The sequence below is a fragment of the Salmonella sp. SJTUF15570 genome (assembly GCF_043357055.1).
In the GTDB taxonomy this organism is placed as follows: domain Bacteria; phylum Pseudomonadota; class Gammaproteobacteria; order Enterobacterales; family Enterobacteriaceae; genus Salmonella; species Salmonella enterica.
In genome coordinates, this window is the sequence record NZ_JBEUKJ010000007.1 from 176,030 (window position 1) to 194,276 (window position 18,247).

Annotated in this window: 15 protein-coding genes; 10 read left to right on the forward strand and 5 right to left on the reverse strand. The window is 54.0% G+C overall.

Annotated features, from left to right (window positions below; all coding sequences use genetic code 11):
* Nucleotides 1-35: 35 nt before the first annotated feature.
* Nucleotides 36-791: an IclR family transcriptional regulator gene (locus ABVN44_RS15890; protein WP_000724553.1), complete on the forward strand. Its 756-nt coding sequence runs from the start codon at nucleotides 36-38 to the stop codon at nucleotides 789-791.
* Between the two features lie 43 nt (nucleotides 792-834).
* Here the strand turns inward: ABVN44_RS15890 and ABVN44_RS15895 are convergent, their stop codons facing one another.
* The 3 genes from ABVN44_RS15895 to ABVN44_RS15905 are packed head-to-tail and all read right to left on the reverse strand — an operon-like array spanning nucleotide 835 to nucleotide 4,830.
* Nucleotides 835-1,740 carry a dihydrodipicolinate synthase family protein gene (locus ABVN44_RS15895; RefSeq protein WP_023231805.1) on the reverse strand — a complete coding sequence of 302 codons (906 nt, stop codon included), beginning with the start codon at nucleotides 1,738-1,740 and terminating at the stop codon, nucleotides 835-837.
* Nucleotides 1,741-1,783: 43 nt separating this feature from the next.
* Nucleotides 1,784-3,499: a dihydroxy-acid dehydratase gene (ilvD, locus tag ABVN44_RS15900; RefSeq protein WP_000078496.1), complete on the reverse strand. Its 1,716-nt coding sequence runs from the start codon at nucleotides 3,497-3,499 to the stop codon at nucleotides 1,784-1,786.
* The gene (locus ABVN44_RS15905) at nucleotides 3,496-4,830 is read right to left on the reverse strand and encodes an MFS transporter (RefSeq protein WP_001518078.1); all 1,335 of its coding nucleotides are present in this window, start codon (nucleotides 4,828-4,830) and stop codon (nucleotides 3,496-3,498) included. The genes ilvD and ABVN44_RS15905 overlap by 4 nt, the downstream gene beginning before the upstream one ends.
* 339 nt (nucleotides 4,831-5,169) lie before the next feature.
* Here ABVN44_RS15905 and ABVN44_RS15910 point away from each other — a divergent pair, with 339 nt between their 5' ends.
* From ABVN44_RS15910 to ABVN44_RS15920, 3 genes are all read left to right on the forward strand, one after another.
* Nucleotides 5,170-6,279, forward strand: coding sequence for a glycerol dehydrogenase (locus ABVN44_RS15910; RefSeq protein ID WP_000258842.1), 1,110 nt, complete (start codon nucleotides 5,170-5,172; stop codon nucleotides 6,277-6,279).
* A 157-nt stretch (nucleotides 6,280-6,436) separates the two neighbouring features.
* Nucleotides 6,437-7,933: a PstS family phosphate ABC transporter substrate-binding protein gene (locus tag ABVN44_RS15915; protein ID WP_023231804.1), complete on the forward strand. Its 1,497-nt coding sequence runs from the start codon at nucleotides 6,437-6,439 to the stop codon at nucleotides 7,931-7,933.
* Between the two features lie 9 nt (nucleotides 7,934-7,942).
* The gene (locus ABVN44_RS15920; RefSeq protein WP_000390367.1) at nucleotides 7,943-8,488 is read left to right on the forward strand and encodes a hypothetical protein; all 546 of its coding nucleotides are present in this window, start codon (nucleotides 7,943-7,945) and stop codon (nucleotides 8,486-8,488) included.
* 47 nt (nucleotides 8,489-8,535) lie between these two features.
* On the opposite strand, the gene glpD is transcribed toward ABVN44_RS15920, so the two are convergent.
* On the reverse strand, nucleotides 8,536-10,044 hold the full coding sequence (gene glpD / locus ABVN44_RS15925) for a glycerol-3-phosphate dehydrogenase (RefSeq protein ID WP_023231803.1): 1,509 nt from the start codon (nucleotides 10,042-10,044) through the stop codon (nucleotides 8,536-8,538).
* A 198-nt stretch (nucleotides 10,045-10,242) separates the two neighbouring features.
* Between glpD and glpE the strand changes: the two genes are divergently transcribed.
* The 3 genes from glpE to ABVN44_RS15940 all read left to right on the forward strand — a co-directional run bounded on the left by glpE (nucleotide 10,243) and on the right by ABVN44_RS15940 (nucleotide 12,327).
* Nucleotides 10,243-10,569, forward strand: a complete 327-nt coding sequence (gene glpE / locus ABVN44_RS15930) for a thiosulfate sulfurtransferase GlpE (RefSeq protein ID WP_000434523.1) — start codon at nucleotides 10,243-10,245, stop codon at nucleotides 10,567-10,569.
* A gap of 75 nt (nucleotides 10,570-10,644) precedes the next feature.
* Complete coding sequence (gene glpG, locus ABVN44_RS15935) at nucleotides 10,645-11,475, forward strand: rhomboid family intramembrane serine protease GlpG (protein ID WP_000928702.1); 831 nt, start codon at nucleotides 10,645-10,647, stop codon at nucleotides 11,473-11,475.
* A 93-nt stretch (nucleotides 11,476-11,568) separates the two neighbouring features.
* A complete protein-coding gene (locus tag ABVN44_RS15940) occupies nucleotides 11,569-12,327 on the forward strand; it encodes a DeoR/GlpR family transcriptional regulator (RefSeq protein ID WP_000815085.1) in 759 nt (252 codons plus the stop codon).
* Here the strand turns inward: ABVN44_RS15940 and rtcR are convergent.
* Nucleotides 12,324-13,907: an RNA repair transcriptional activator RtcR gene (rtcR, locus tag ABVN44_RS15945; protein WP_023231802.1), complete on the reverse strand. Its 1,584-nt coding sequence runs from the start codon at nucleotides 13,905-13,907 to the stop codon at nucleotides 12,324-12,326. The genes ABVN44_RS15940 and rtcR overlap by 4 nt on opposite strands.
* Before the next feature lie 189 nt (nucleotides 13,908-14,096).
* Between rtcR and ABVN44_RS15950 the strand changes: the two genes are divergently transcribed.
* The 3 genes from ABVN44_RS15950 to rtcA all read left to right on the forward strand — a co-directional run bounded on the left by ABVN44_RS15950 (nucleotide 14,097) and on the right by rtcA (nucleotide 18,235).
* Nucleotides 14,097-15,650 carry a TROVE domain-containing protein gene (locus tag ABVN44_RS15950; protein ID WP_023231801.1) on the forward strand — a complete coding sequence of 518 codons (1,554 nt, stop codon included), beginning with the start codon at nucleotides 14,097-14,099 and terminating at the stop codon, nucleotides 15,648-15,650.
* 347 nt (nucleotides 15,651-15,997) lie between these two features.
* A complete protein-coding gene (rtcB, locus tag ABVN44_RS15955; protein ID WP_052895236.1) occupies nucleotides 15,998-17,212 on the forward strand; it encodes an RNA-splicing ligase RtcB in 1,215 nt (404 codons plus the stop codon).
* A gap of 3 nt (nucleotides 17,213-17,215) precedes the next feature.
* Nucleotides 17,216-18,235 (forward strand): RNA 3'-terminal phosphate cyclase, encoded by a 1,020-nt coding sequence (gene rtcA, locus ABVN44_RS15960; protein WP_023231799.1) that lies wholly within the window; start codon nucleotides 17,216-17,218, stop codon nucleotides 18,233-18,235.
* Nucleotides 18,236-18,247: the final 12 nt, after the last annotated feature.

Sequence of the window (18,247 nt, forward strand, 5' to 3'; positions counted from 1 at the left end):
ATTAGCAGAAAAATCCATAATTAATTGATAATAATATGAAAAAGATTACGACATCTATTCCGGCTCTCGATAAAATTATGCGCGTATTTGCTTACCTTCTGGAGTGCGATGGCGCAACGTTTACCCAGATCCATCAAAATTCAGGGATTGCGAAAAGCAGTACCTCATCTTTGCTCAACGGCATGGTGGAGCATGGGTTATTACGCCAGGAAAAAGACAAGTATTATCTGGGGCTACGCCTGTATGAATTAGGTAATAAAGCGGCGGAACAGTACGATATTAAAAAAATCGCGTTACCGATTCTTGAAGAGATTCGCGATAACACCGGCCTGACCTGCCATCTTGGCGTTCTGGAGGGCGATGCCCCCATTTATCTTCTGAAAGTCGAAAGCCCACAGGCTATTGTGATTCGAAGCTGGGAGGGCAAGCGCCTCTCATTACATAGCTCAGGGCTGGGAAAGGTGCTGATTGCATGGCTTAGCGGGGAAGAGCTGGAGGAGTTGCTGCCTCCAGATCAGATATTAACGCGTTTTACGGATACGACGATCACAGATGTGAATATCCTTAAGCAGGAGTTAGCAGGAATTCGCCGTCGCGGCTGGGGTTATGATAATGAAGAAGACTCCCTTGGCGTGCGCTGCATTGCGGTGCCGGTATTCAATACGCAGGGGAAAGTGATCGCCGCCCTGAGCGTATCCGGCGTTACGTTCCAGATCCCCGATGATAAACGCGAGTCGCTTGCTACGCTGATGATGGATGCCAGCCGTAGCCTGACGCGTCTGATGTGCTGAAATAAAAAGACACAGCGGGCAAGAAGCCCGCTTTCGTCATAGCTTAAAGTCCCGCACGCTGTAAGATCTGCTTCAAATTCGAAATATGTTCTTCATTTGCCGGCAAAACGGGGGGCATTACATGAGTTGAAATATCGACTCCGCTAAGCTGAATTGCCTTTTTGATTATCCCGAAGAAAGGTGAATCCAGGCTGTAAATAGTGGAAAGCGCGGACAGCCGGCGCTGTAATCCGAACATTGTCTCATACTCTTTTTCACACCACGCGCGGTAGATCCCGCAGGTTAGCTGCGGCGCAAAGTTCGCTGTCGCTGGGATCCCGCCGTTGCCGCCTAAGATAAGTGTATCCATCATATATTCATCATAGCCGGAGAAAATAACGAAGTCCGGACGCACTGGCCTGACATTATTGATGATTTCACGAATATGGCTGATATTATCAACGGTATCCTTAATGCCGATAATATTGGGGTGATCCTGCGCCAGCCGGGTAATTAAATCAACGCTAAGGTCCTGTCCCGTCAATGCTGGAAAGTTGTAGAGAATCACCGGGCTTTTTATGTTATTAGCCACGGTTTTGAAATGATGATAAATATACTCATCGGTCAATCTGGCATAGTAGGGATTGAGTACCAGCACGGCATCGACTTCGAGTCGGTCGGCATGCTGACCATACTTAATCACTTCCTGCGTGCTGGTGCTGCTAATACCTAATAGTACTGGAATACGGCGGTTAATATGACGGACGCAAAACTCTGCGGTTTCCAGACGCAGCGCATTGGTCATATGGCAAAATTCCCCCCCGCTGCCCAGCAGTAATACGCCATTGACCTTGCTTGCAATAAGATGATCCAGCAAGGTTGCCATGCCGACTTTATCTAACTCTCCCTGCGCATTAACAATGGTCGGAACTGGCGGAAATACGCCGTGAAATTTCGTAATCTGAGTCATGTATTGATCCTTAAAACAGGCGAGCCGTAGCCCGCCAGGGATATTATTTAAGCCAGGCTCCGGCCATTAATGATGTTGCATTAGCGGTGAACTGTTTAAAGACGCCGCGACGGTTTGAATAATCAGGTTTCTTCCAGCTTGCTCGACGCTCTTCAAGGCAGCGGCGTATTTCCTCTTCTGTTTTAAACACCCCGTCGATCCCTACAATATTGAGCTTGCGGCCTTTCACATCCATTTCGATTAAATCACCATCTTCCACCAGGGCAATCGGCCCGCCATCAGCGGCTTCTGGCGAGACGTGTCCGACACATGGCCCGCTGGTCGCTCCAGAGAAACGACCGTCGGTAATCAATGCGACTTTTCCGTCGAGGCGTTTGTCATACACGATGGCATCGGTTGTCATCAGCATTTCCGGTGCGCCAGAGCCTTTTGCGCCTTCGTAGCGAATGAAAATGACGTCGCCGGGTTCGATATGGTTATGGATGATGGCCTGCTGAGCGTCTTCTTCGGAGTTAAAGACCCGAGCAGGACCGGTATGGTGGTGCATATCCGGCGCACAGGCCGCGTATTTAATGACCGCTCCTTCAGGCGCGATGTTGCCTTTCAGTACCGCAATCGACCCTTTTTTGGTGGCATTTTCTGGTTTACGGATCACCTCCTCCGGACTGACTTTGTAATTGTTGAGGTAACCGTGGTTACGGGTAAAGAAGCCAGATTGATGGAGCATTTCCAGGTTGTCGCCGAGCGTACGGCCAGTCACGGTAAGAACATCAAGATCCAGATAATCGCGCAGATACCATTGCACCATTGGCACGCCGCCAGCGAACCACATCATTTCGGTAACGTATTCACCGCTGGGCTGAATATTGGTCAGATAAGGGATTTCGTTATTGATCCGATCAAACAGTTCGGGCTTCAGCTCCCATCCAAGTTCATGAGCGATGGCCGGAAGGTGGATCATCGCATTGGTGCTGCCACCAATAGCAGCATGGACTTTGATAGCATTTTCAAACGCCGCAGGAGTCAGGATCTTATGGGTGGTGATATTTTTCTCCGCCAGATACAGCGCCTGGTGGCCTGCGGTTCTGGCAACGCGGCGAATTTCCGCCAGGGTCGATGGCAGCAAAGCGCTGCCTGGCAGGGCCAGCCCCAATGCCTCCGACATGCACTGCATGGTACTGGCCGTTCCCATAAACTGGCAGGCTCCGGCGGTGGGGCAACCGCATTGCTGCATGGCTTCTACTTGCTGAATGCCGATTTCGCCTTTCTTCAACTTAGCAGTGATCCCGCCGAGGTCAGAAGTACTCATATTCGGTGCCGGACGCATAGAACCGCCGGGAATATGCAGCAGCGGCAGGTTCAGGCGTGCGGCGGCAATCAGATGCGCCGGGATAGATTTATCGCAGCTTGAGATCAGAATACCAGCATCATAAGGCACCACTGAGGCATGAATTTCGACCATGTTGGCAATGGCTTCTCGAGATGCCAGGATGTAGTTCATCCCATCGTGGCCCTGACCCCAGCCGTCGCAGATATCCGTCACATGGTGACGGACCGCGCGACCGCCGCTTTCATGAACACCCAGCACGGCTTCATCGCCCAGTTGGTTAAGATGGAAACTGCCCGGATGACTTTCGCCATAGCAATCATCCACCAGGACCTGCAGTTTATTGACATCTTCTTTGCTGTAATTCATTCCAAGACGCAGGGCGTCGAGCTGCGACCACAGATCGCGAGCATGTTGACATTTTTGGCTCATTTGGCGATTCCTTCCTGTTTAAGTGACGCACCCGGCGTCGAGGTGTTAGGTGTGTTGCTGCTACCTGCAGGACGAGCGGTAACAGAAGGCAAGCTGAAAAGCAGTCCAACGGCGATAAGCAGTGCGGCAACCAGTACGGTCATTCCTGCTGTTTGCGAGAACGTCACCGTTAACAGCCCGACGAGGTACGGACCGATAAAGCCGCCAATGTTGCCCAGGGCGTTGATCGTGCCGCGCACGCCGCCCAGAACGTTGGGGGCGAAGAGTAATGGCGGCAGCGTCCAGAATGGACCGGCATAGGCTTGCAGGAAGAACCCGCAAATAACCATCATGCCGTAGGCGAGCCAGACGTTATCTTTCAGTAATAAGGAGAGGGCGAGGCAGACCGCGAAACCCAGCAGAGGAATAGCCGTGTAAAGGCGGCGATTCATCGTCTTATCACACCATTTGGCGATGTAATACTGACCGATAATGCACAGAACGTAAGGCGCCGCAGTGAGTACCCCAACGATGGTCATGCCGCTGCCGGTCAGGTGTTTAATCAGATTTGGCATCCATAGCGCGAAGCCATAGAAGCCGACCTGTACGAAGAAATAGATACCGACAAGCTTCCACAGGTTGATGCTTTTTAATACGCCGCGAATGCTGCTTTGCTCTCCGCCAATACTCAACGCGCGATCGGCTAGCAATTTTTGTTCGATCCAGGCGCGCTCTTTCGGATCCAGCCACTTTGCCTGATGCGGGTGATCGGAAACCAAAGGTAGCCAGACAAAGAGCAGTCCCAGAGAGAGCAAGCCTTCGATGATAAACATCTCCCGCCAGCCGTAGGTTTCAATAAGCCAGCCGGAAAGCGGCCCGGTAATAATAGAAGCGACGGCCAGGTTCATCTGGAAATAGGCGATAGCCCTGGCGCGCTCCTCATTTGGGAACCAGTGGCCAATCAGCGCCAGAATGGCGGGATACACAGCACCTTCCGCCACGCCGAGCACAAAGCGGATAATCAACAACTGCGTCGGTGTCTGAACAAAACCGGTCAGCAGGGCAAAGCCCCCCCAGGCGACGATTGTCCAGGCAATTAACTTCTTGGCGCTTAGCCGCTCGGCTATCTGACCGCCGGGAATTTGCAGGAAGATATAACCAATAAAGAAGATCCCGGCGACCAGACCGGCAAAAGAAGCCGTCATGCCTAAATCTTCATCCATGCCGCCTGCGATCCCAATGGCGATATTGGTCCTGTCCATATAGGCCACGATATAAACGAGGATCGTGGCTGGAATAATATGCAGCCAGCGCCCTCGTGTGGTCGGTTTCTCTATTTCAATGCTCATCATTGCATCCCTTTAGTATCAAAAAATTATGTTCTGTATATGGAACTATTGTTCTGTATATTGACACTATGCCGACGTATTCATACAGCGTCAATTCCATACTCTAAGGAAGGTTATATTTTGTGATTTGCTTCAAAAATGAACGGAGATAAAGTGAGAAAGAGCGGATAACCCACTGGAAACTGCTCATCGGTCTAATACATCGCCAAAATTGTGCGCTGCCTCACAGGATAAGATTATGCTCTCACCTGGTCATTGTGCGTTCAGAGTAAACAGCATTAAATTCTTTATGTGGAATTTGTGTTCTGTATATTGAACTTTAATGCTTTTTAAGGAGAAACAATGGTTACTACCGCGATCTTTCCGTCACGATATGTTCAGGGTAAAGGAGCGTTGACAACGCATCTCCCGCAGGAATTGGCCGCACTCGGTCATAAGGCGCTGATTTTGCAGGATCCTGTTGTTCACAACACCTACCGGGATACAGTTGCAACAGCACTGCACGGGGTGATTGAATTTGATATCGAAGTGTTCAGTAGCGAGTGCAGTGATGAGGAAATTGCTCGCATCTCCGCACGCGCGCAGGAAATTGGCGCCGATGTGATTGTCGGTATGGGGGGTGGGAAAACCCTGGATACGGCAAAAGCAACCGGCGCCAGCCTGCGGCTGCCTATTGCCGTGGTTCCTACTCTGGCCTCAACGGATGCGCCGTGCAGTTCACTGGTTGTTATCTATACGCCAGAAGGGCAATTCAAACGCTACCTGATGATTCCACGTAACCCGACGCTTGTGCTGGTGGACAGCAGTATTATTGCTGCCGCGCCGGTACGCTTTTTGGTTTCCGGGATAGGCGATGCGCTGGCAACCTGGTTTGAAGCGGAAGATTGCCGCATCAAAGGGGCAGGCAATATGACCACCAGGCCAGGACCGATGACCGCATTTGAGCTGGCGCGCTTTTGCTACACCACCTTAATGCGCTATGGGCGCCTGGCGAAGCTTGCTTGTGAACAACATCAGGTTACTCCGGCGCTCGAACATGTTATCGAAGCGAATACGCTATTATCCGGGCTCGGTTTTGAAAGCGGTGGGCTGGCGGCGGCACACGCCATTCATAACGGTCTGACGGTACTGCCCGCCACGCACAAATACTGGCATGGGGAAAAGGTTGCGTTTGGCACGCTGGCAATGCTTATGCTCACCGATAGAGCGCCTGAGCTTATCGAGGAGGTTTATCAATTTTGTGAAGATATAGGCTTGCCCACCACGCTGGCGGATATTGGTCTGGCTGGCGTTAGCGATGATGAACTGCTGGCCGTTGCCAGGGCGTCTTGTCAAACCGGGGAAACGATGCACAACGAGCCGTTTACCATTACGCCGGAGGCTGTGCAGGCGGCATTGCGGGCCGCCGATGCTGTTGGGCAGGCGCGGAAAAAGATCGATCTTGCAGGTTAATGTGAGCCTGTAAATAAAAAACGGCAGCCGGAACTTTCAACTTCTGTCTGCCGCTATCGTGAATGTTTTAACGTCGCGATTTCAGAAAAATGCATGGGGGGGGCTCAGGACTACCGGGTTTATACTTCCGCTATCGCAGGGATTAGCGGATAGAAAAATGAAAAATGCTAAGTGGCTTTTTTTGTCAATCATGATGGCGTTTATCGGCGTGCCGCTGCTGGTGAACATTATTACGATTATCGTGGGGGGAATGTGGGCGTACATTAGCGTTCTTGAAAATAGTATCCCCGTCGCGCGATCTATTGAAGAGGCGACCATTATCCCGGTAGCGCTTCTGGGCGCGGGGTTAATTTTTCTCTGTGGCCGAATATGGGGAAAGGGAAATGCATTAGAGGTAAATCCAGAATGGCGTGATTGCTGCCTGCTTATGCCCGCTCTGGTAGTGCTGATGGGGTGGGTCATCCTGATGTTTCTCACCGATCTTAATATTCGCGCGATAGGGCGTAAACCCATCGCCCAGGTGGTGCAAACGCTTTGGTTAGTACCCAGCGTAATATCCTTTTTCAATGGCTGGGTATGGGCAGTGTTGCTCATCCCGGTTGGCTCGCAGCTCTGTTTTGCATTAGGGTATGGCGGTGCGCGTTGGGGAGTGCTACGCGGCGGTGCGGGCTACACTTGTCGTAATCTGCTGGTGATTTGCCTGCTGTTTTTCGGGAGCTGTGCCGTATATCAGTCACATCTTTATGCCGTGAAGTATCCCGCTCCCGAGAGCAGTGAATATCTTTATTTCCGCGATTATCAGGCGCACACATGGGGCAACAAGCTAACCGGGCTGCGCGATGAACCGACACTTCTGCTCACCCAAAATTGGCCGCGGCTCGATGGCGCAACGGCTGGCTTGCCGTTATACGCCTCGGCTTTTTATGCGCTTACGCGCTTTCCGGATGATATCTGCCCTGAAGACTACCTTGAAAACCAGGGAACCATTGAAGCCTATCAAAATATCCTTAACGGTAATGCCGATCTTATTTTTGTCGCCCAGCCTTCCACTGCTCAAAAGCAGTTGGCCGAGGCCAGTGGCGTAAAACTGGTTTATACCCCCTTTGCACGTGAAGCGTTTGTGTTTATCGTCAACCAAAACAATCCCGTGTCATCGTTGAGTGATGTACAAATTCGCGGCATTTTTAGCGGAAGAATCACCCACTGGAATGAGGTGGGCGGAGAGGCAATCGACATTAAGCCCTGGCAGCGACCGGAAAACTCTGGCAGCCAAACGGCGATGCTGGCGAAGGTAATGAAAGAAACGAAGCTGATGCCAGCGCAAACAACATCAGTGGCAACCGCGATGGGGGAAATGGTGGATATCGTGGCTGAGTATCGCAATACGCACAACGCCATTGGCTATACCTTTCGTTATTACGCTACGCAGATGCACAGCAATAAAGAGATTAAATTACTGGCGATAAACGATGTTGCGCCGACGGTTGAAAATATTCGTAACGGCAGTTACCCGTACACGGTTGATGTTTATATGGTCACCCGTGAACACCCCACAGCGGAAACACAAAAGCTGGTGGACTGGTTTCTAAGCCCGCAGGGGCAGCAGTTGGTGCAGGATGTGGGATATGTGCCGCTGTATCCGGCCGCGAAATAAAGGGACTAAATGGAAGATGTTAAATTATATGTGGAACGGGTAGGCGTAGACCCGGCCAGCGGCGCTGATATTCGTATTGCACGGCGTGAATCCACTTCGTGGCATAAAGATATTGTTGCTGAGCTGATTAATCAGGTCCTCCGGTGTGGCGCAGCATTAATCATCGTCGCTGTGCTGACCGCCTGCGATGATCGCCAGGTAAGCTATTTTCCTGATTATGCCGCTATACCCGAGCAATCCGGTATCTGGACCTGGCTACCTGTGTTCTTTCCATCTTCCGCCAGTGAAATAGAAATGACGTTTAACCTGGACAGCAATCTTTTTTATGCTGACTTTAGCGTGGCCGACGGTGATAAACGCGCGCATTTTGAAAGCGTGCTGGGGGAGGAGAGCGTGGTTCATTATGCCAACTTTCCTCATAAAAGCTGGTGTAAAACGGGGAAAACTCTCTGGAATAGCGAAGCGCGGGCAAAACCCTTCTTTATTACCAAAATAAGTGTCGATCGCTACCGTATCACTAATCATATGCCCGGCTGTACAAAATCCGGCGAGTGAATGCGGTATGTGGCGAAAAAGGGCGGTATAAACCGCCCCGGATTTTATTACGACGCCAGTGAAAGTTGGTGTTTCTCAACATACGCCGCCAGCCACTGGGTGATGCGGGACTGCTGTTCGGCGGTCAGCCACATGCCTTCTTTGGTGCGACGCCAGATAGCATCTTCAGTACGGCGCACCCATTCGTGATCCACCAGGTACTTGAGTTCCGCTTCGTAAAACTCATGACCGAAATCTTCGCCTAAATCAAGCAGCGACGTGGCTTCGCCGAGAATCCACTCCGTGTTGCTGCCGTAAGTGCGCGAATAGTGGCGCGCCAGCGATTCCGTCAGGAACGGATAACGACGACGCAGCTTCGCCGCGTAATCTTCGCGGCTGCCGTCGATGTCGCCGCCGGGCAGTACGCACGTTTTGGTCCATGCCGGGCCGATGCCTGGATAATAAGACGCCAGTTTTTCCATCGCATGTTCGGCCAGCTTACGGTAGGTCGTGAGCTTACCGCCAAACACGGAAAGCAGCGGCGCTTTGCCGTTTTCATCATGAATATCAAGGGTATAATCGCGAGTGATCGCCTGCGGTGAGTCGGACTCATCATCGCACAGCGGACGGACGCCGGAGTACGTCCAGACGATGTCATCGCGCCCCAGTTGCTTCTGGAAGTGCGCGTTATAGACCTTCAACAGATAATTAATTTCGCTCTCTTCAATTTTTACCGCTTTCGGATCGCCTTTATATTCGACATCGGTTGTGCCAATGATCGAAAACTCTTCCATCCACGGAATGACAAAGACGATACGCTTATCTTCGTTTTGCAGAATATACGCCTGCTTCTGATTATGGACGCGCGGCACGACGATATGGCTGCCTTTGATCAGGCGGATGCCATACGGCGACGGCAGGTGCATCCCTTCGTCGAAGAACTGTTTGACCCACGGTCCGGTGGCGTTAACCAGTCCGCGCGCCTGCCAGACATATTTTTTACCGGTGTCGATATCTTCCGCTTCGACAATCCACATGCCATTTTCCCGACGAGCGGCGGTTGCGCGAGTACGGGTAAGGACTTCGCCGCCTTTACGCACCACCATCTGTGCGTTAGTCAGCACCAGACGCGCATCGTCTACCCAGCAGTCGGAATATTCGAATCCGCGCACGATTTCAGGTTTGAGCACCGAATCTGCGCCAAACCGCACACCGGTGGAACCGGGTAAGCTGGTACGTTTGCCGAGGTGATCGTACATAAACAGACCGATACGGATCATCCAGGCCGGACGTAAATGCGGGCGGTGCGGCAGACGAAAACGCATCGGGAAGGCGATGTGCGGCGCCATTTTCAACAGCACTTCACGTTCTGCCAGCGCTTCGCTGACCAGACGGAACTCGTAGTGCTCAAGGTAGCGTAAGCCGCCGTGGATAAGTTTCGAACTGGCGGAAGAGGTTGCGCAGGCCAAATCCTGCGCTTCCAGCATGAGTACGGACAAACCGCGTCCGGCGGCATCAGCCGCGATGCCTGCACCGTTAATGCCCCCGCCTATCACGATCAGATCTTTGGTTTCCATGCTGCCCTCTTGCACTTTCGTTAAAGTTCAAAAATGTTCGTTATCGAACATAATAGCAAAGAAACGCGCTATTGGTAACATCGAAAAAACATTTTAGAGTGATATGTATAACATTATGGCGTTAAGCTACTCCGTCAACGTACACTGGGCGATAAAATGCCTTAATTGGCTTCACCGGCAATAATGAAAGAGCGATTCATGGAACAATTTGAATGTATCACTGTAGAAGAGGCGTATCAGAAACTGCACCAGGGCGCGGCGGTGCTGGTCGATATTCGCGATCCGCAAAGTTATGCCATGGGTCATGCGCCGCAGGCGTTTCACTTGACTAACGATACGCTGGGCGCGTTTATGCGTGAGCATGGTTTCGATACCGCGGTGATGGTAATGTGCTATCACGGCAACAGTAGTAAAGGCGCCGCGCAGTATCTGCTCCAGCAAGGCTATGATGCGGTTTACAGCATTGACGGCGGGTTTGAGGCCTGGCATCGCCGTTTCCCTGCCGATGTCGCGAATGGCGCGTAATCCCATAAAGATGCAGCCTCCGACGAGAAGGGTATATATACTGTCTTCTTTTGTATGGACTAAGCGACAGCAATAATGTTGATGATTACTTCCTTTGCGAATCCTCGTGTGGCGCAGGCATTTGTTGATTACATGGCCACCCAGGGCGTCATTCTTACTATTCAGCAACATAATCAAAGCGATATCTGGCTGGCGGATGAATCGCAGGCCGAACGTGTGCGGGTCGAGCTGGCGCGGTTTATAGAAAATCCCGGCGATCCGCGTTATCTGGCGGCTAGCTGGCAGTCCGGGCAGACTAACAGCGGACTGCGCTACCGCCGTTTTCCCTTTCTCGCCACGCTGCGTGAACGAGCCGGCCCTGTTACCTGGATCGTGATGCTCGCCTGCGTGCTGGTCTATATCGCGATGAGTCTCATCGGCGATCAGACGGTGATGGTGTGGCTGGCGTGGCCGTTCGATCCGGTTTTAAAATTTGAAGTCTGGCGCTACTTCACCCATATCTTTATGCACTTCTCACTGATGCATATTCTTTTTAACCTGCTGTGGTGGTGGTATCTCGGCGGGGCGGTAGAGAAGCGCCTGGGCAGCGGTAAATTAATCGTCATTACGGTGATAAGCGCGCTGCTAAGCGGCTATGTACAGCAGAAATTTAGCGGCCCGTGGTTTGGCGGACTGTCTGGCGTCGTCTATGCGCTGATGGGGTACGTGTGGCTGCGCGGAGAGCGCGATCCGCAAAGCGGAATTTACCTCCAGCGCGGCTTAATTATTTTTGCATTATTGTGGATAGTCGCTGGTTGGTTTGACTGGTTTGGCATGTCTATGGCGAACGGCGCGCACATCGCCGGGCTTATCGTCGGTTTAGCGATGGCCTTTGTTGATACGCTGAATGCGCGAAAACGAACGTGAGGCGTATCCGGCCTGTGGTCGAGATATTTTTCCAGGCCGGGTAGGGCGAATGCCGCTATCCGGCGCAAGGTTGGTTACTTTCAGAGATTATTCATGAAACAAACACAACGGCATGACGCGATCATTGAACTGGTAAAAAAACAGGGGTACGTCAGTACGGAAGAGCTGGTGGAGCATTTTTCTGTCAGCCCGCAAACCATTCGTCGGGATCTTAACGATCTGGCGGAACAGAATATGATTTTGCGCCACCACGGCGGCGCGGCGTTGCCCTCCAGCTCGGTGAACACGCCGTGGCACGATCGTAAGGCGACGCAAACGGAAGAAAAAGAGCGCATCGCTCGCAAAGTCGCGGCCCAGATCCCCAATGGTTCAACGCTGTTTATTGATATCGGCACGACGCCGGAAGCCGTAGCGCACGCCCTGTTAGGGCACAGTAATTTGCGGATCGTGACCAACAATTTGAACGTAGCGAACACGCTAATGGCGAAAGAGGATTTTCGTATTATCCTCGCCGGCGGTGAACTCCGTAGCCGCGACGGCGGCATTATTGGCGAAGCGACGCAGGACTTTATCGCCCAGTTCCGTCTCGATTTCGGCATTCTCGGTATTAGCGGTATTGATAGCGACGGCTCGTTGCTGGAATTTGACTACCATGAGGTACGCACCAAGCGCGCGATTATCGAAAATTCGCGCCACGTGATGCTGGTGGTGGATCACTCTAAATTTGGCCGTAACGCGATGGTAAACATGGGCAGCATTAGTATGGTCGATGCGGTCTACACCGATACCCTGCCGCCGCCGGGCGTGATGCAGGTGTTGACGGAGAACCATATTCAACTGGAGCTGTGTTAATTCTGTAAAACGTCCCACGTCAGCCCAAAACGCGCCAGGTACTTACGCAGCCGGTCAGCGTCATTCACCGTGGCTTTCCCCTGACGGGAAACGTTGAATAGCTGCCGCCCGGCGTCGGAAAGGGTTTTCGCCTGGCGGCAGACCGCAACGACGTTTTCCAGTTGCATACGGTCAAACAGATCCAGCGCCGTTGCGTCAATGCCCGGCAGTCCGTCGAGCGCGGAGGGGCGATGGTCATTCCAGCTATAGCGCAAACGCGCGATTTCATCGTCTACCGTTTCGACCGTGATTCGCCCGTTGTCCGCCAGCGTCGCCATGCGGGTGACGCTGGCGGAGAGTTCGCGGAAGTTACCGCGCCAGGCGGCCTGCGGCGAGGTGGCGAAGCTCAGCCAGGCGCGGCGCGCTTCGGTATTAAAACGCACGCTGTCGCCGGTTAGCGCCGCGTGGCGTTCCAGTTCGTAGTCAAGGTTTGGCTCAATATCTTCCTGGCGCTGACGCAGGCCCGGTAGTTCGAAGGTCCAGAGATTAATACGCGCGTACAGGTCTTCGCGGAATGTCCCCTCCGCCACCCGCTGGCGCAGGTCGCGCACCGTGCCGGCAATCAACTGGAAATCGCTGCTGACCTGCTGGTCGCTGCCGAAAGGGTAAAAGCGTTTTTCTTCAATGGCTTTCAGCAACATGGCCTGTTCATCCGCGCCCAGTTCTCCCACTTCGTCAAGAAACAACATGCCGCCGTCGGCGCTGCGCAGCAGCCCTGCACGCTCCTCTCTCGCGCCGGTAAACGCCCCCTTAACGTGGCCGAACAGCGCCGACATCGCCGTGTCGCCGCGCAGGGTGGCGCAGTTCACTTCGACAAACGGGCCGCTGAACTGGTGGCGGGCCAGTTTTAGTTCATAGATGCGACGGGCGAGAAACGACTTGCCCGCGCCGGTCGGGCCGTTGAGCAGGATTGGCGAACGGGAGCGTATCGCGACGCGCTCAATTTGCTCAATCATCCGGTTGAAACACGGGTTGCGGGTTGCAATGCCGGACTTCAGGAAGTTGAGCGTCTCCTCCCGCTCCTGGGCGAAGCGGGTGGCGATGTCATTGTAGCGGCTGAGGTCGAGGTCAATAATCGTCACGTCGCCCGTGCTATGCGGTTTATCTTTTTTGCGCGGCGGCGAGGTCTGCGCTAATCGCGCCGGAAGATAGCGCGCCTCCGCCAGCAGGAACCAGCAGATCTGCGCGACGTGGGTGCCGGTGGTGATGTGAATCAGATAGTCTTCATCTTCGGGATGAAAAGTATGGCTGCGGGCGAAATCGTGCAGGCAGGCGTAAACTTCCTCGAAATCCCACGGGTTGCGGATCGCGATTTCTACGCCAACGACTTCCGTTTCCGGCGAGACGCTGGCGATATCCTTCTTTAATCCTTCAAACAGCGAGCGAGAGCGGGCATCGTACAGCAGTTTCAGGCGGTGAACGACCAGCGTCTCCTGCTGACACAGACACAAAGTAGGACGCCATTTTTCCCAACGCTGACTGCCGCGTCCTGCATAGTCGAGCACCGTACCGACAAAACCAAAGGCCACCGTTTTTCGCATCTTAGATTTCCTTCTAAAAGACGAGATAATTTTATCGCTTTTTAATGGCTACCGTGCAGGCATTTTTCTTTCACCTGAACGCTAATGAAATAAATAACTTAAAAATCAATAGACTATAAAATAATTTATTTTCTGGCACGCTGGTTGCAATAACTCTGGCATGGAGAATAACGGAAATGGGAAAAACAAATGGCTAATCCACTTTTGTTCCGTTCGCTGTTAAGGGATGCGCCGCTGGCCAACGCCAGCAATCAGCAAGGCGCAGCGGCCTTTGCCTTCATCCCGCGCCATAAACTGGCGCAAATGGTGATGACCGGCTGCATGAACGAGACTTTTTATACCAGCGGCCAGGCGCAGCTAAATGATGTTCTGGCGACGGCGAAAGATCTCGACGATCTGTTTTTAGCGCAACTGGCGATTTATGGCCGCGAACGCGGGATGATGAAGGATATGCCCGCGCTGTTGACCGCCATTCTGGCGGCGCGTGGTTCGGCGCTGCTGCCGATAGTATTTACGCGGGTGATCAATAATGGCCGGATGCTGCGTAACTTTGTGCAAATTTTGCGCAGCGGCGTGACCGGGCGGCGCTCGCTGGGGACGCGGCCAAAGAAGCTGGTGCAGCGTTGGTTGCAGAACGCCAGCGAAGAGCGTTTATTGCAGGCATCGGTGGGCAATGCGCCGTCGCTGGCGGATATCGTCAAAATGGTACACCCACGGCCGCAGGCGGCGTGGCAGGAAGCCTTCTTCGCCTGGCTGATTGGTAAGCCGTGCGATAAGACACAGTTGCCGGAAAAAACGCGCGCGCTGCTGGCGTTTCGTGAAGGCGACATGGGCGCGGCCTTACCCGATGTGCCGTTTTTACTGCTGACCAACGCGCCGCTGAGCCGCGAACAATGGGCGCAACTGGCGCAGCGGATGAGTTGGCAAACGTTGCGGATGAATTTGAATACCCTGGCGCGTCATGACGTGTTTGAGAATGCAACGCTTGCCGCCAGCGTGGCGCAGCGGCTGGCGGACAGGGCGCAGGTGCGCCAGTCCTGGGTTTATCCTTATCAGTTGCTGTCGGCGTGGAGCAATCTGCAAAGCAGCGTGCCGCAGGTTATTCGCGAGGCTTTAGCGCAGGCGATGGAGTACGCGCTGGAGAACATTCCGCCGTTTCGCGGCAATGTGGTGGTCTGCCCGGACGTGTCGGGGTCGATGAAGTCGTCGATAACCGGCTATCGCAAGGGGGCGACCAGTAAGATCCGCTGCGTGGACGTTGCCGGGCTGATCGCCGCCGCCGTGCTGCGTAATCATCCGCAGGCCCGCGTGCTGCCGTTTGAATGCGATGTGGTCGACGTGCGGCTTGATGCGCGCCAGTCGGTTATGCACAACGCGCAAAAGCTGGCGGCGGTTGGCGGCGGCGGCACCAACTGCTCCGCGCCGCTGCGTAGGTTGTTGAACGAGCGGGCGCGGGTGGATCTGGTGATTATGGTGTCGGATAACGAATCGTGGGTTGATAAGTCGTGCCATGGCTCAACGGCCACCATGGAATGCTGGATCGAACTGAAAAAGCGCAACCCGCAGGCGCGCCTGGTGTGTATCGATCTGCTGCCTTACGGCACCACCCAGGCGGCGGAACGAAGCGATATTTTGAACGTCGGCGGCTTCAGCGACGAGGTGTTTACGGTGATAGATAACTTTGTTAACGGTCGCTATGGCAGCGCGCACTGGCTGGAAGAGATTGAAGCCGTGACGCTGTAAAGAGTATTCAGCGCGGCGCGAATGCTGGCCGGGATTACATCTTTCCCGATGCGTATCATCCCGGCTATGAATTTGTCGCGCAACGCTGAAGGCACGAATGCTGGTGGATCTACACCTTGTATGGCCAGACGCAGGTTCGAACCCTGCCGGGGCTTAGCCCTGTAGCTCAACGGTAGAGCGGGTGATTCACCTTAACTTGTCGTGCCACCCTATTTTGGCGAATGCCTGTGGATCTACATTTGTTGCGGGTTCGAGACCCGTCAGAGCCCGGCTCTGTAGCTCAATGGTAGAGCGGTGTATTCACATAAACTTGTCGCCACCCTAATGATTAAAACGAGAAAAAAATGATGAATTACGAATTGATGACCACCCAGAACGCACCGGTAAAAATGTGGACCAAAGGCGTACCGGTAGAAGACGATGCCCGTCAGCAGCTGATCAATACGGCGAAAATGCCGTTTATTTTCAAACATATTGCCGTTATGCCGGATGTGCATTTGGGGAAAGGATCGACCATCGGTAGCGTGATCCCGACGAAAGGGGCGATTATTCCGGCGGCGGTGGGCGTGGATATCGGTTGTGGAATGAACGCGCTGCGTACCAGCTTAACGGCGGCCGATCTGCCGGAAAATCTGGCGGAACTGCGTAGCGCCATAGAGGCCGCTGTGCCTCACGGGCGTACCACCGGGCGCGGGCATCGCGATGTGGGCGCATGGGGAAAACCGCCCGCCAACGTTGATGAAAAATGGGCGCAGATGGAAGCGGGATATCAGTGGTTAACGCAAAAATATCCGCGCTTTTTGAATACCAATAACTATAAGCACCTGGGAACATTGGGAACCGGTAACCACTTTATTGAGATCTGTCTGGATGAAACCGATCGGGTATGGATCATGCTGCACTCCGGTTCGCGCGGGATCGGTAACGCCATCGGCACCTATTTTATCGGCCTGGCGCAGCAAGAAATGCAGGAGCAGTTAGAAACGCTGCCGTCCCGCGATCTGGCGTATTTTAATGAAGGAAGCGAATATTTTGATGATTACCTGAAAGCGGTACACTGGGCGCAGCAATTCGCCAGCCTGAACCGCGAGGCGATGATGGAAAACGCGCTGGCGGCGCTCCAGCGCTGCGTGGAAAAACCGATCGCCCTCGATATGGACGAGATCAACTGCCACCATAACTATGTGCAAAAAGAGCAGCACTTTGGCGAAGAGATCTATGTGACGCGTAAAGGGGCGGTTTCGGCGCGGCGCGGTGAGTTCGGTATCATTCCCGGTTCGATGGGGGCGAAAAGCTTTATCGTGCGCGGGCTGGGTAACGAAGAGTCGTTCTGTTCGTGCAGCCACGGCGCCGGGCGTGTGATGAGCCGAACGAAAGCGAAGAAACTGTTTAGCGTTGACGATCAGATTCGCGCCACCGCGCATGTCGAATGCCGTAAAGATGCGGACGTGATCGACGAGATCCCAATGGCGTATAAAGACATTGATGCGGTGATGGCGGCGCAGTCTGACCTGGTGGAAATCATGTACACCCTGCGGCAGGTGGTGTGCGTTAAAGGATAGAAAATGGCAAGGATTATCGCGCTGGATGGCGCACAGGGAGAGGGCGGCGGGCAGATTTTGCGCTCGGCGCTGAGTTTATCAATGATAACCGGCCAGCCGTTTGAAATGAGCGGCATCCGCGCCGGGCGCGCCAAACCGGGGCTGCTACGCCAGCATTTAACGGCGGTGCGAGCGGCGACGGAAATCTGCGGCGCGCAGGTGAACGGCGACGAGCTGGGCTCGCAACAGTTGCGTTTTACGCCGGGGCCGATTCGCGGCGGCGAGTACCGTTTCGCGATTGGCAGCGCGGGCAGTTGTATGCTGGTGCTGCAAACCGTCCTGCCCGCGCTGTGGTTTGCTGACGGTTCATCCCGCGTGGAGGTTCACGGCGGGACGCATAATCAGGCCGCGCCCAGCGCCGATTTTATCTGCCGCGTCTGGGAGCCGCTGTTGGCGAGGATGGGCATCAGCCAGCGTACCACGCTGATAAAACACGGCTTTTATCCGGCTGGCGGCGGCGCGGCAGCGACGGTCGTCGAACCGGCGGCGTCTTTACGCGGTCTGACGCTGATATCGCGCGGCGAGACGCTGCGTATCACCGCCGAAGCTTTGCTGGCGGCGGTTCCTTACCACGTTGGCGAACGTGAAGTCGCAACGCTGGAAGCCCACTTCCCGCAGGCGGAGAAAAACGTCGTTGCGCTGGAAGGCGGCTGCGGGCCGGGCAACACGCTGTCGCTGATGATTCAAAGCGAACAACTGACCGAACTGTTCGCCGCGTTCGGCGTAAAAGGCACCAGCGCGGAAGCGGTAGCTAACCAGGTTGCGCATGAAGCGCGGCGCTATCTCGCAAGCCCGGCGGCGGTGGGAGAGCATCTGGCTGACCAGCTGATTTTACCGCTGGCGCTGGCGGGCGAAGGCGCGTTTACCGTGGCGCGGGCTTCCGCTCACTTGCTTACCAATATTGCGGTGGTGGAACGGTTTTTGCCGGTCAGATTTTCCTGTGAAGCAACCGAAAGTGGCTATCTTGTCCGGGTAAGCGACTAAGTCATCTTTACG